Source organism: Flavonifractor sp. HCP28S3_F3 (assembly GCF_052065355.1).
Taxonomy (GTDB): Bacteria; Bacillota; Clostridia; order Oscillospirales; family Oscillospiraceae; genus Flavonifractor.
On sequence record NZ_JBQHUF010000006.1, the window covers coordinates 19,893 to 33,772 of the forward strand.

The following is a 13,880-nucleotide window of genomic DNA, read 5'->3' on the forward strand; positions in this document are numbered from 1 at the left end:
GCGTAGGCGGCGGGCCTGTGCTTCTGCGTTTGGGGACAAAAAAGACGGGCGGCCTCTGGCCGCCCGCTTTTCATGCGAATACCGTCTGTACCAAAACCATGTATAAAATCGTACCGCCGAAAATACTCAGCAGGTTGTTGTGCTTCCAGAGGTGGAGAGCCACCACCACCGCCACCGACACCAGCTGAGGTACCCAGCCGCCCACGGACAGGAAGGACAGGTCCTTCAGGCAGTAGATGATGAGCATGGCGATGATGGCGGGGGGAAGCACCCGGCCCAGGTAAAGCACGATCTTGGGGGGCGCGGAGCCCCGGTCGAAGAGGAGGAAGGGCAGGGCCCGGGTGAGGAAGGTGACGACAGCCATCACCGCGATGGCGGCAATGGCACCGGCAGTGGTCAGCATGCTTTTTCCTCCTCCTTATCCTCCAGCTTGTCCCGCAGGATCAGCAGCAGCACCACGATCACCGCCAGGGAGACGATGAGCATCTGCTGCTGGCCGAAGATCTGACCCAAAATCAGCAGGCATACGATGGTGACGATGCCGCCGATGAAGGCGGGCAGGTGTTTTTGATAGGCCTTCCACTGGTCCACGGCGATGACCACAAAGAGAGCGGTCATGGCGAAGTCGATGCCCTCGGTGCTGATGGGGAGGATCTCCCCCGCCACCGCGCCGATCACCGACCCCAGGATCCAGTAGCTCTGGTCCAGCAGGGCGATGGAGAAGTAGAAGTTTTTGGGGTCCACCCCCACCGGAGCCTGGGCGGAGGACAGGAGCGCATAGGTCTCGTCAGTGAGGGAGAAGATCATGTAAAACTTCCGCCAGCCCATACCCCGGAATTTTTCCAGCATGGACAGGCCGTACACCAGGTGCCGGAAGTTGATCAGCAGGGTCATGAGAGCCACTGTGCCCAGAGAGGCGGCGGCGGCCAGCAGGCTCACCCCCAGATACTGGCCCGAACCGGCGTAGATAGTCAGGCTCATAAAAAAGGCCCAGATGAAGTTATATCCAATGGCCTGGAGCATAAAGCCAAACGCCATGCCGATAGCCAGGTAGCCCATCAGCACCGGCACCGTCACCGGAAAGGCGGCGGCCAGGGCTTTGCGGTCCATGGTCGGTCACTTCCTTTTTCTGTGGTTGGTTTTTCATTTTACACACTTTAGCAGGGAAAAGCAATAGCGGCGGCGCAATTTTGTGTTCCCGCCACACAGCACGTTGTTTTTTCAGAAAAAATCTGTATAATACTCAGTAAACGATACGAGGAGCGTGTCTATGGACAAACTGCTGTTTCTCTACAATCTGCATGCGGGCAAGGGGATGCTGCGGGGCAAGCTGGCCCCCATTCTGGACGCGCTGACGGCGGACTGGGATGTGACCGTCCACCCCACCCGCGGCCCCGGGGACGCCGCCGCCACCGCCAGGGACCGGGCGGGTGAATTCAAACGCATTGTGTGCTCCGGCGGCGACGGCACCCTGCATGAGGTGGTCAGCGGTCTGATGGAGCTGCCCCGGGAGGCCCGGCCCCAGGTGGGCTATGTGCCGGCGGGCACCACCAATGACTTTGCCAAGAATCTGAGCCTGCCCGGCTCCCTGAATGAGGACGCCGCCGTGGCGGCGGCGGGCTTCCCGCGGCCGGTGGATATCGGCTCCTTTAACGGGCAGAGCTTTATCTATATCGCCGCCTTCGGTGCCTTTACCGACGTGGCCTACAACACCCCCCAGCAGGCCAAGAATCTGCTGGGCCACCTGGCCTACGTGCTGGAGGGCGCCACCCGGCTGGGCTCCATCCACCCTTACCCCATGACGGTGGAGTACGACGGCGGAACGGTCACCGACGGCTTCTGCTACGGCATGATCTCCAACACCGTGTCGGTGGGCGGCTTCAAGGGCACCCCCGCCCAGCCGGTGGATCTGGACGACGGCCTGTTCGAGGTGGCTCTGGTGCGCCAGCCCCAGAATCCTCTCCAGCTCCAGGGCATTCTCAAGAGCCTGACCACCATGGCTCCCGACGACGGGGGTCTGGTCACCTGCTTCCGCACCACCAAACTGAAGATCACCGCCCAGGAGCCCATTGACTGGACCCTGGACGGGGAGTTCGGCGGCAGCTGCCAGACGGCGGAGATCGTCAACCACAAGCAGGCGGTGACCATCGTATACGGAAAGTAAGAAGGAATACACACAGATGGACTATCAAGCGGGAACTTATGACATTGCGGTGATCGGCGCGGGCCACGCGGGCATCGAGGCGGCATTGGCCGCCGCCCGGCTGGGTCTGCGCACCCTGTGCTTCACCGTCAACCTGGACGCGGTGGGCAACATGCCCTGCAACCCGGCCATCGGCGGCACCGGCAAGGGCCACCTGGTGCGGGAGCTGGACGCCCTGGGAGGCGAGATGGCGCGGGCGGCCGACCAGGCCTGCATCCAGTACCGGCTCCTGAACCGGGGCAAAGGCCCGGCGGTGTGGTCCCTCCGGGCCCAGGCCGACCGGCGTCGGTACCAGGAGGTGATGAAGCACACCCTGGAACGGCAGGAAAACCTGTGGGTGAAGCAGGTGGAGATTACCGATATTTATACGGAAAACGGCCATGTGTCCGCCGTGCGCACCGTCTACGGGGCGGTGTATCAGGTGAAGGCCGCTGTTATTGCCTCCGGCACCTATCTGGGGGGCCGCACCATCGTGGGAGAGGTCACCCGGGATTCCGGGCCTGACGGCCTGGCCGCCGCCAACTCCCTCACTTCCTGCCTGGAAAAGCTGGGGCTGTCCCTCCGGCGGTTCAAGACAGGCACCCCGCCTCGGGTCAACGCCCGCAGCGTGGATTTTTCCAAAATGGAGCTTCAGCCGGGGGATGAGGAGGTTCTGCCCTTCTCCTTTGAAACCAAGATCCCGCCGGAAAACCGGGCGGTGTGCTGGCTGACCTATACCAACGAGCGCACCCACGAAGTGATCCGGGCCAACCTGGACCGCTCTCCCCTGTACGATGGCACCATCGAGGGAGTGGGTCCCCGGTACTGCCCCTCCATCGAGACCAAGATCGTCCGCTTCCCCGACAAGGAGCGGCACCAGCTCTTTGTGGAGCCCATGGGGCTGAACACCGAGGAGCTGTACATCCAGGGCTTTTCCTCCTCTCTGCCGGAGGACGTGCAGGTGGAGATGCTCCACACCATCCCCGGCCTGGAGCAGGCCGAGATGACCCGGCCCGCCTACGCCATCGAGTACGACTGCGTGGACCCCACCGAGCTGCTGCCCACCCTGGAGCACAAAAAAGTGCCCGGCCTGTACGGCGCTGGGCAGTTCAACGGCTCCTCCGGGTATGAGGAGGCCGCCGTCCAGGGCTTTGTGGCGGGTGTCAACGCCGCTTTGAAGATTTTGGGCCGGGAGCCGCTGATTCTGCGGCGGGACCAGGGGTACATCGGAGTGCTTATCGATGACCTGGTGACCAAAGGCACCGACGAGCCCTACCGGATGATGACCTCCCGGACGGAGTATCGCCTCCTCCACCGGCAGGACAACGCCGACCGGCGGCTGTGTCCCATCGGCCACGCCATCGGCCTGGTCAGCGACCAACGCATGGCGGAGGTAGAAGCAAAATACGCCGCCGTGGACAAGGAGATACGCCGCCTGGAGCACACCGGCACCAAGGACGGGCGGCTGTGCGACCTGCTGCGCCGCCCGGAGAACAGCTATGAAAGTCTGGCCGCGGTAGATCCCGACCGGCCCGCCCTGCCCCATGAGGTGACTGAGGCGGTGGAAATTGCGGTAAAATATCAGGGATACATCGACCGGCAGCTGCGCCAGGTGGCGGAGCAGCGGAAGATGGAAGACCGGCCCCTGCCAGCCGACCTGGACTATCTCCACATGGAGGGCCTGCGGCTGGAAGCCCGGCAGAAGCTGGACCGCATCCGGCCCCTGAACCTGGGCCAGGCCAGCCGCATTTCCGGGGTCAGCCCGGCGGATGTGGCGGTGCTGCTGGTATTTTTGGAGAAATAAGGAGCATCTATGAAGCAACCCGTTGTTTTGGGCCTGTCCGGCGGGGTGGACTCCGCCGTGGCGGCCACCCTCTTAGCCCGGCAGGGCTTTGCCGTCACCGGCCTGTATCTGGACATCGGCCTGGGCGGCACCGGAGCGGCTGACGCCGCCGCCGTGGCCGACCGACTGGGCATCCCCCTGAAAATTGCGGATATCCGGCAGGAACTGGAACGGGAGGTGTGCGCCCCCTTCGCCGCCGGATACCTGGCGGGCCATACCCCGCTGCCCTGCGCCATGTGCAATCCCACGGTGAAGTTCCCCGCCCTGTTCCGGCTGGCGGAGGAGATCGGAGCCAAATACGTCTCCACCGGGCACTATGCCAATGTGGAAAACGGTGTGCTGAAAAAGGGCCGCCCCGCCAATGACCAGTCCTATATGCTGGCCCGGCTCACCAGAAAGCAATTACAAAGCGTAATTTTTCCTCTTGGAAATTACGAAAAACGGGAGGTTCGGGGGCTGGCCCGGGAATTTGGCGTCCCGGTGGCGGACAAGCCCGACTCCATGGAGATCTGCTTTATCCCCAGCGGGGACTATGCCGCCTGGCTGGAGGAACACGGGTTTTCCACACCAGAAGGCAATTTTGTGGACAAAGAAGGCAACGTGCTGGCCCGCCACAAGGGCATCCACCACTATACCCTGGGTCAGGGACGAGGATTGGGCGTCTCCGGCCCACACCGGTACTATGTGTCGGCCATCCGGCCGGAGACCAACGAGGTGGTGCTCTCTGACGGCACCGACCTGGGCCGGGACGTGGTTCGGGGCGTGCAGCCCAACTGGATCGCCGTGGAAACCCTGACGGAGCCTATGGAGGTGGCGGTGCGCCTGCGCCACTCCCGCACCGAGCAGGAGGCCGTCCTTTCCCCCGAGGGTGACGGCATCCGTCTGGACATGAAGACCCCCGCCCGGGCTCCCACGCCGGGACAGCTGGCGGTATTCTATCAGGGGGATGCCGTGGTAGGCTCCGCCTGGATCGTATAGAGAGAAAGGAAGTCTTTTGCATGAAAAAGCTGCTGCTGATCCCCCTGGCCCTGGCCGTACTGCTCACCGGCTGCGCCGGACGCGGGGACAAAAACCCGGAAGAGAGCGCCGCCGCTGCCCATCAGGTGGCTCCTCTGACCCTCAGCGAGGAGGAGAGCGCCCTGCTGGATCTGATCGCGGGCACCGACGGGGAGTACGGTCTGTACGCCTGCGGCATGGGCGAGGACATGACCGGCTGCACCATCGAGGTGCTGTCCTGGGAGGACGGGGCCTGGCAGACCCTGGCGGAGGGCGGCCTGTCCTCCAGCTCGTCGGAGACCCTGCGGCTGGGCATCGTGCTCAGCGGCAACAAGATCACCGTCAACTTCCAGGACGGCAGCTCCAAGTACAGCTACGCTCCCCAGGTGGAGGGCATGGACCGGGATCTGAACTCCGGCCGGAGCTGGGTATGGATGGACGCTCCCCAGGAGCTGGTGGCCGGTGAGCGGGTGCCTCTTTATCTGGAGGTGTACGACAGCGGAGACGGGGTGCGTTCCGCCACTCTGCCCGACACCTTCACCAATGCCGGACAACTCAACAGCTATGACCGGGCCTACGCCGTGGCCCTTACTGTGGAAGGCTAAAAAAGAAGCCTGTCATTCCTCGGAATGACAGGCTTCTTTTTTATTTCAGTTCCAGGCCGGTGAGGTACCGCCGCACCAAATCAAAGCCGTGGCTGGCGGCAATGTGGCGGATACGCTGGCGGCCACGGGTCAGATTGACCTGCCGCACCCAGGTGCCTTCCGGGGTGGCCAGGCCGATGAACACCAGGCCCACCGGGTTGCCCCGCTCGTCGGGGTCAGGCCCCGCCACGCCGGTGAAGGAGAGAGCCAGGTCACAGCCCAGCACCTTCCGGGCTCCCTCAGCCATGGCCCGGGCCGTGGGCTCGCTCACCGCGCCGTACTGATCCAGCAAAGCCTGGTCCACACCCAGGACGGTGTGCTTCACCTCGGTGGCGTAGCTTACCACGCCGCCCCGGAAGACGGCGGAGGCGCCGGGCAGGTCGGTAAAACGCTTGGCGGCCAGGCCGCCGGTGCAGCTCTCGGCGGTACCCAGAGTGAGCCCCTTCTCCTTCAGCAGGGCGAAAGCCGTCGCCTCCAGACTGGGTACGTCCACCCCGTACACCAGAGGCCCGAAGTGGGCCTTCAGGTCGGCTTCCACCGGGTCAATGAGGGCGTGAGCCGCCTCCACGGTGTCCGCCTTGGCGGTGATGCGCAGCTCGCACTCCCCCTCCTTAGCGTAGGGGGCCAGGGTGGGGTTGGTCATGGCGTTCATTTTGTCCCGCAGCTGGGCCTCCATGGCCGACTCCCCGATGCCGAACAGCTTGAGGGTGCGGGAGGCGATGACCCCGTCGGACAGCTCCTTCAGGTAGGGGATTACCCGGTAGGTGAGCATGGCCCGGCACTCCCGGGGCGGACCGGGGAGCATAATGACCCGCACCCCGTCGGCCTCAAAAGCCACGCCGGGGGCGGTGCCCCAGTCGTTGTCCAGCACGGTACAGCCCTCGGGCAGCATGGCCTGCTGGTAGTTGTTCTCCGTCATGGGCCGGGTGGGGTGGAGGGTGCGGAAATAGTCCTCGATCCGCTTGGCGGAGGGCTCATGGAACACCAGCTGCTTGCCAAAGCACTGGGCCAGCACGTTTTTGGTCAGGTCATCGCAGGTGGGACCCAGGCCGCCGGTGGTGATGATGATATCCGCCCGGCCCTTGGCGATCTCCACGGCGGATTTGAGCCGCTGGGGATTGTCACCCACCACCGTGTGGTAGTAGACGTTGATGCCCAGGGCGGACAATGCCTCGGAAATCATCTGGGCGTCGGTATTTGCAATGTTGCCCAGCAGCAGCTCGGTACCTACCGCAATCAGTTCAGCGGTATGAGACATGGGAATGCACTTCCTTTACACTTGAATGCGCTCGATGCCCTCCACGGCGGCGTTTACCAGGCTCTCCACATCCAGAGCCTCCTCGGCGGCCTCCAGCTCGCCCAGCACGGGGCGCAGGCGGGGATGGCGGGGGGTGAACACGGTGCAGCAGTCCTCGTAGGGCAGAATGGAGGTCTCAAAGGTGTTGATCTTGCGGGCGATGCGGACGATCTCCTCCTTATCCATGCCCACCACAGGCCGCAGGATGGGCAGGGAGCAGACGGCGGTGGTGGCCCGCATGGCCTCCATGGTCTGGCTGGCCACCTGGCCCAGGCACTCGCCGGTGACAATGGCGCCGGCACCGCAGCGCTGGGCCACCCGTTCGGCAATGCGCATCATAAACCGGCGCATGAGGACGGTAAACAGCTCCTCGGGGCACTTCCGGCGCAGCTCCTCCTGGATCTCCGTAAAGGGCACCACATGGACGGTGAGCCGTCCGCACCAGGGGGTGAGCAGCTTGGCCAGATCCAGCACCTTCTGCTTGGCCTCCTCAGAGGTGTAGGGATAGGAGAAGAAGTGGACCATTTCCAGGGCAATACCCCGCTTGGCGATCATCCAGGAGGCCACGGGGGAGTCGATGCCGCCGGAGAGCAGGCTCACCGCCCGGCCTCCCACGCCCACCGGCAGGCCGCCGGCGCCCGGCTCCGGGTCGGCGTGGACGTAGGCGGCGTAGTCCCGCACTTCCAGATACACCGTCAGCTCCGGGTTGTGGACGTCCACCTTCAGGTTGGGATATTTCTCGTCTAGCTCGCCGCCCACGTACTGGGACAGCTGGATGGAGGTCATGGGGAAGCTCTTGTCCGCCCGCTTGGACTCCACCTTAAAGGTACGGGCGGCGGCCAGCTTGTCACCCAGATACTCGATGGCGGTGTTGAGCATGGCGTCGGCGTCCTTCTCGCAGGCCCGGGCCCGGCTGAGACCCACCACGCCGAACAGCTTGGTCATGGCCTCCCAGGCCCCGTCCAGATCGCAGTCGTCGTTCTTGGGCTCCACATACATGGTGGACTGCTTGGAGTACACCTTAAAATCCCCGTGGGGACGCAGGCGGCGCTTGGCGTTGGCAATGAGCCGGTCCTCAAAGGTGCGGCGATTCAGGCCCTTCAGCACCAGCTCGCCCAGCTTTAACAAAATGATCTCGTTCAATGGTAGTTCTCCTTTTTATTTATATCGTTTTGACACATCTAAAATAATTAACACCGGCAAGAGAAGCAGCGCAAGGATCCACATATCATGTTCCTCCCATCATACACAAGTTCCAGTGTTACCGTCGGAGCAGGGCGCTCTCCCGGTACTGGATGGCTTCGGCCAGGTGCTCCACACCGATCTGCTTGGCTCCGTCCAGGTCGGCGATGGTGCGGGCCACCCGCAGGATGCGGTCATAGCTGCGGGCAGTGAGGCCCATCCGGTCAAAGGCGCCTTTGATGAGGGCGGTGCCGCCCTCGTCCAGAATACAGTATTCCCCCAGCTCTTTGGGACCCATCTGGGCGTTGCACGCCGGGCCGTCTGGGCCGAAGCGGGCGGCCTGAATCGCCCGGGCGGCGTCCACCCGGGCCTTGATGGCGGCGGAGGATTCGGCCTGGGGCCGCCGGGACAGCTCGTCAAATTCCAGGGGCGGCACCTCCACATAGAGGTCCACCCGGTCCAGCAGAGGCCCCGACAGCTTGCCCAGGTACTTTTCCACCGACTGGGCCGAGCACCGGCACCGGTCCGAGTAGCCGTACCAGCCGCACTTGCAGGGGTTCATGGCGCACACCAGCATAAAGCGGGCGGGGAACTTCTCGCTGCCCGCCGCCCGGCTGATGACCACCTGGCCCTCCTCCAGAGGCTGGCGGAGCACCTCCAGCACGTCCTTATGGAACTCAGGCAGCTCATCCAGAAAGAGCACTCCGTTGTGGGCCAGGGAGATCTCCCCGGGCCTGGGGATGGGAGAGCCGCCCCCTGCCATGCCGGTGGCGGAGATGGAGTGGTGGGGAGACCGGAAGGGCCGCTTGAGCAGCAGAGGGTGCTGAGCATCGGTGAGGCCCATCACCGAGTGGACGGCGGTGGCCTCCATGGCCTCCTTCCGGGACAGGTCGGGCAGGATGGAGGGCAGACGCCGGGCCAGCATGGACTTGCCCGACCCCGGCGGGCCCACCATGGCGATATTATGCCCGCCGGCGGCGGCGATCTCCAGGGCCCGTTTGGCGTTCTCCTGCCCCTTCACGTCGGCGAAGTCGGGACAGGCCAGATCCTCCGCCCCAGGCGTCCAGGGTTGGGCAGGTGCAATGAGGGCCTCTCCCCGCAGGTGGGCGGCCAGCTGTCCCACATCCTCCACCGGGTACACCGTCAGTCCTCCTGCCAGAGTGGCCTCGGCGGCGGAGGGTGCGGGTACATATAAGGTAGTAATTCCCGCTGCCCTGGCGGCCAGAGCCATGGGCAGCATGCCCGCCACAGGCCGCAGCCTGCCGGACAGAGACAGCTCTCCCACAAAGGCGCTGTTGGGGTCCGGCGGCTTCAGCTGCCCGCCGGCGGCCAGCACCCCCACCAGAATGGGCAGGTCATACATGGTGCCTCCCTTTTTCCGGTCGGCGGGAGCCAGATTCACCGTGATGCGGGAGACGGGAAAGGCAAAGCCGCAGTTTTTTACGGCGGCGCGCACCCGGTCCCGGGCCTCCTTCACCGCCGCGTCGGGCAGACCCACGATCTCGAAGGCGGGCAGGCCGCCGGACAGGTCGCACTCGGCCCGCACCTCGTAGCCCGAGACGCCGGACAGCCCCAATGAGCGCACCTCGCACAGCACGAAACCACCGCCTTTCCCACACATCTGATGGTTGATTATACCACATCCCCGGCCCGGTGGAAAGTCTTCTGGCCGGCGCTGATTTTTCCCTTTATTCAACCGTGCTTATTGTGTCATTAGCATAACTTCTTAAACTGCTCGTTTCAGTACATTCAGTTTCATTTTCCGACTGGGGCGTACCCCTTGTTTTTCCGCATTTTAGTGGCAAAACTCACAAAAGCTAACCTGTTTTTGGAGCATAACAGAAAATTTTTGTTTTAAAGTAAGAATTGATTTACAAACCGATTGGATGGTGATAAAATGAAGGCGTTTTAGGAGCCTATGCCTGTAAACAAATGGGAACTGCCAGGGTAATGGGAATCGGGCCCGGTTCTGAGGGGAAACGGGGACAGATTCCCATTGCCCTGGAAAAACGAAAAGGAGGAATCGTTTCAATGGCGAGAAAGCTGAAAACCATGGACGGCAACACCGCTGCTGCTCATGTGTCCTATGCCTTCACTGAAGTCGCTGGCATCTACCCCATCACTCCGTCCAGCCCCATGGCTGACAACGTGGACCAGTGGGCTGCTCAGGGCCGCAAGAACATCTTCGGCACCACCGTCAACGTGGTGGAGATGCAGTCTGAGGCCGGTGCTGCCGGTACCGTCCACGGCTCCCTGGCCGCCGGTGCTCTGACCACTACTTACACCGCTTCTCAGGGTCTGCTGCTCATGATCCCCAACATGTACAAGCTGGCCGGCGAGCTGATGCCCTGCGTGTTCCACGTGTCCGCTCGTACCGTGGCTACCCACGCTCTGAACATCTTCGGTGATCACTCCGACGTCATGGCTTGCCGTCAGACCGGTTTTGCCATGCTGTGTGAGTCCAACCCCCAGGAGGTCATGGATCTGGGCGCCGTTGCCCACCTGGCCGCCATCAAGGGCCGCGTTCCCTTCCTGAACTTCTTTGACGGTTTCCGGACCTCTCACGAGATCCAGAAGATCGCCATCTGGGACAACGAGGACCTGGCCGATATGGTGGACATGGACGCTGTGGAAGCCTTCCGCAAGCGCTCCCTGAACCCCGAGCGTCCCGTGATGCGCGGTTCTCACGAGAACGGCGACATCTTCTTCCAGCACCGCGAGGCCGCCAACAAGTACTACGACGCCATTCCCGGCATTGTCGAGGAGTACATGGGCAAGGTCAACGCCAAGCTGGGCACCAACTATCAGCTGTTCAACTACTACGGCGCCCCCGATGCTGACCGCGTTATCGTGGCCATGGGCTCCATCTGCGACGTGGCTGAGGAAGTCATCGACTACCTGAATGCTCACGGCGAGAAGGTGGGCCTGGTGAAGGTCCGCCTGTACCGGCCTTTCCGCGCCGACAAGCTGCTGGAGGCCATTCCTGCCACCGCTACCAAGATTGCTGTTCTGGACCGCACCAAGGAGCCCGGTGCTCAGGGCGATCCTCTGTATCTGGACGTGGTCACCGCCTTCGCCAACGCTGGGCGTCAGGCCACCATCATCGGCGGCCGCTACGGCCTGGGCTCCAAGGACACCCCGCCCAGCAACGTGTTCGCCGTGTATGAGGAGCTGACCAAGGATCAGCCCAAGCGTCAGTTCACCGTGGGTATCGTGGATGACGTGACCTTCACCTCCCTGGAGGAGAAGCCCTCCCCCAACACCGCTGCTCCCGGCACCATCGAGTGCAAGTTCTGGGGTCTGGGCGGCGACGGTACCGTGGGCGCCAACAAGAACTCCATCAAGATCATCGGCGACCACACCGACAAGTACGTTCAGGCGTACTTCCAGTATGACTCCAAGAAGACCGGCGGCGTGACCATCAGCCACCTGCGCTTCGGCGATCAGCCCATCCGCGCTCCCTACTACATCAACAAGGCTGACTTCGTGGCCTGCCACGTGCCCGCTTACATCGTTAAGGGCTTCCCCATGGTCCGCGACGTGAAGGACGGCGGCGTGTTCCTGATCAACTGCCAGTGGAGCGACGAGGAGCTGGATCACCACATGCCCGCCGCTGCCAAGCGCTACATTGCTGAGCACAACATCCAGGTCTACACCATCAACGCTATCGATCTGGCCATCGAGATCGGCATGGGCAAGCGCACCAACACCATCCTGCAGTCCGCCTTCTTCAAGCTGGCCAAGGTCATGCCTGAGGAAGAGGCCATCAAGTACATGAAGGACGCCGCCACTCACTCCTACCTGAAGAAGGGTCAGGACGTGGTGGATATGAACCACAAGGCTATCGACATGGGCGCCACCGCGTTCCACAAGTTCGAGGTCCCCGCCTCCTGGGCTACCGCCGAGGACAAGGTGGAGGTCGAGCACCTGGAGGGCAATGCCGCTACCGTGAAGATGGTCAAGGAGATCATGGAGCCCGTGGGCCGCATGGACGGCGACAGCCTGCCTGTTTCCGCCTTCGCCAACGGCCATGAGGACGGCACCTTCTGCCAGGGCGCTGCTGCTTACGAGAAGCGCGGCGTGGCCGTCAACGTGCCCGAGTGGGATGCCACCAAGTGTATCCAGTGCAACCAGTGCTCCTACGTCTGCCCCCACGCCACCATCCGTCCCTTCGCCCTCACCGAGGAAGAGGCTGCTGCCGCTCCCGCTCAGGCGAAGATCGTGGACATCAAGGCCGGCAAGGGCAAGGGCGTGTACAAGTTCGCTCTGGCCGTCAGCCCCCTGGACTGCATGGGCTGCTCCGTGTGCGTGAGCACCTGCCCCGTGAAGGCTCTGACCATGGTGCCTCAGGAGTCCCAGGCCGCCCAGCAGGAGGTCTTCGACTACATGGTGGCCAAGGTCGCTCCCAAGGCCGACGTGGAGGACACCACCACCGTCAAGGGTTCTCAGTTCAAGCAGCCTCTGCTTGAGTTCTCCGGCTCCTGCGCCGGCTGTGCTGAGACCGCCTATGCCCGCCTGATCACTCAGGTGTGCGGCGAGCGGATGTTCGTCTCCAACGCCACCGGCTGCTCCTCCATCTGGGGCGGTCCTGCTGCTACCTCTCCCTACACCGTCAACAAGGAGGGCAAGGGTCCCGCTTGGGCCAACTCCCTGTTCGAGGATAACGCTGAGCACGGTCTGGGCCTGTACCTGGGCCAGAAGGCCATCCGCAACCGTCTGGCTGACCAGACCCGCAAGCTGATCGCCATCGACTATGTGGACGAGACCATCGCCGCTGCTGCTCAGAAGTGGCTGGATACCATGGATGACGGCGTGGCCAACGGCGAGGCCGCCAAGGCTTACATCGCCGCCATGGAGGGTCACAAGGCTCAGGGCGAGGGCTGCACCTGCGAGGCCTGCACTCTGGTGCGCGAGATCCTGAAGGAGAAGGAGTACCTGAACAAGAAGTCCGTGTGGATCTTCGGCGGCGACGGCTGGGCCTACGACATCGGTTACGGCGGCCTGGATCACGTCATCGCTTCCGGTGAGGACGTCAACATCTTCGTGTTCGACACCGAGGTGTACTCCAACACCGGCGGACAGGCTTCCAAGTCCTCCAACATCGGCCAGGTGGCTCAGTTCGCCGCTGCCGGTAAGACCCAGCCCAAGAAGAGCCTGGCTGAGATCGCCATGCAGTATGGCTACGTCTACGTGGCTCAGATCGCCATGGGCGCCAACCCCAACCAGACTCTGAAGGCCATCACCGAGGCCGAGAGCTATCATGGTCCTTCTCTGGTCATCGGCTACGCTCCCTGCGAGATGCACAGCATCAAGGGCGGCATGGCCAACTGCCAGATGGAGATGAAGAAGGCTGTGGAGTGCGGCTACTGGAACCTGTTCCGGTACAACCCCGCTCTGAAGGCCGAGGGCAAGAACCCCTTCACTCTGGACTCCAAGGCCCCCGCTGGCGGCTATCAGGAGTTCCTGATGAACGAGGCTCGTTACTCCTCCCTGACCCGCGCCTTCCCCGAGCGCGCCAAGGAGCTCTTCGCCCGCAACGAAGAGGCCGCCAAGGAGCGCTACGAGCACCTGACCAAGCTGGTCGAGCTCTACAAGTAAGTTGTAGCACCAAGACCCCCGGGCGTTTGCCCGGGGGTCTTTCTGTTGCGGCGGCCTCTTCGGGGTTTGGCTGGCCGCCAAGGAGCGCTACGAGCATCTCGCGGGAGCCCACCCGCAGTCGAATGAAGTGACTGCGGG

Annotated in this window: 10 protein-coding genes; 5 read left to right on the top strand and 5 right to left on the bottom strand. The window is 63.2% G+C overall.

From position 1 onward, the window contains the following. Window positions 1-70: 70 nt before the first annotated feature. A complete protein-coding gene (locus ACTNB1_RS07350; protein WP_441168610.1) occupies window positions 71-403 on the bottom strand; it encodes a branched-chain amino acid transporter permease in 333 nt (110 codons plus the stop codon). After that, window positions 397-1,110 (bottom strand): AzlC family ABC transporter permease, encoded by a 714-nt coding sequence (locus ACTNB1_RS07355; protein WP_441168611.1) that lies wholly within the window; start codon window positions 1,108-1,110, stop codon window positions 397-399. Before ACTNB1_RS07355 ends, ACTNB1_RS07350 begins: the two co-directional genes overlap by 7 nt. A 160-nt stretch (window positions 1,111-1,270) precedes the next feature. On the opposite strand from ACTNB1_RS07355, the gene ACTNB1_RS07360 reads away from it, so the two are divergent. From ACTNB1_RS07360 to ACTNB1_RS07375, 4 genes are read left to right on the top strand one after another with little or no spacing between them, the layout of a single operon-like run. Continuing rightward, window positions 1,271-2,164, top strand: coding sequence for a diacylglycerol/lipid kinase family protein (locus ACTNB1_RS07360; RefSeq protein WP_441168612.1), 894 nt, complete (start codon window positions 1,271-1,273; stop codon window positions 2,162-2,164). 16 nt (window positions 2,165-2,180) lie between these two features. Then, window positions 2,181-3,986, top strand: a complete 1,806-nt coding sequence (gene mnmG / locus ACTNB1_RS07365) for a tRNA uridine-5-carboxymethylaminomethyl(34) synthesis enzyme MnmG (RefSeq protein WP_441168613.1) — start codon at window positions 2,181-2,183, stop codon at window positions 3,984-3,986. Window positions 3,987-3,995: 9 nt separating this feature from the next. After that, a complete protein-coding gene (gene mnmA / locus ACTNB1_RS07370) occupies window positions 3,996-5,003 on the top strand; it encodes a tRNA 2-thiouridine(34) synthase MnmA (RefSeq protein WP_441168614.1) in 1,008 nt (335 codons plus the stop codon). 20 nt (window positions 5,004-5,023) lie between these two features. Then, a complete protein-coding gene (locus ACTNB1_RS07375; protein WP_441168615.1) occupies window positions 5,024-5,626 on the top strand; it encodes a hypothetical protein in 603 nt (200 codons plus the stop codon). 40 nt (window positions 5,627-5,666) lie between these two features. On the opposite strand, the gene ACTNB1_RS07380 is transcribed toward ACTNB1_RS07375, so the two are convergent. The 3 genes from ACTNB1_RS07380 to ACTNB1_RS07390 form a co-directional block, all read right to left on the bottom strand. Next, window positions 5,667-6,923: a competence/damage-inducible protein A gene (locus tag ACTNB1_RS07380; RefSeq protein WP_441168616.1), complete on the bottom strand. Its 1,257-nt coding sequence runs from the start codon at window positions 6,921-6,923 to the stop codon at window positions 5,667-5,669. Window positions 6,924-6,938: 15 nt separating this feature from the next. After that, the gene (gene thiI, locus ACTNB1_RS07385) at window positions 6,939-8,105 is read right to left on the bottom strand and encodes a tRNA uracil 4-sulfurtransferase ThiI (protein ID WP_441168617.1); all 1,167 of its coding nucleotides are present in this window, start codon (window positions 8,103-8,105) and stop codon (window positions 6,939-6,941) included. 118 nt (window positions 8,106-8,223) lie between these two features. Further along, a complete protein-coding gene (locus ACTNB1_RS07390) occupies window positions 8,224-9,741 on the bottom strand; it encodes a YifB family Mg chelatase-like AAA ATPase (RefSeq protein ID WP_441168618.1) in 1,518 nt (505 codons plus the stop codon). Between the two features lie 434 nt (window positions 9,742-10,175). On the opposite strand from ACTNB1_RS07390, the gene nifJ reads away from it, so the two are divergent. Further along, window positions 10,176-13,742: a pyruvate:ferredoxin (flavodoxin) oxidoreductase gene (gene nifJ / locus ACTNB1_RS07395; protein WP_441168619.1), complete on the top strand. Its 3,567-nt coding sequence runs from the start codon at window positions 10,176-10,178 to the stop codon at window positions 13,740-13,742. Window positions 13,743-13,880 lie beyond the last annotated feature (138 nt).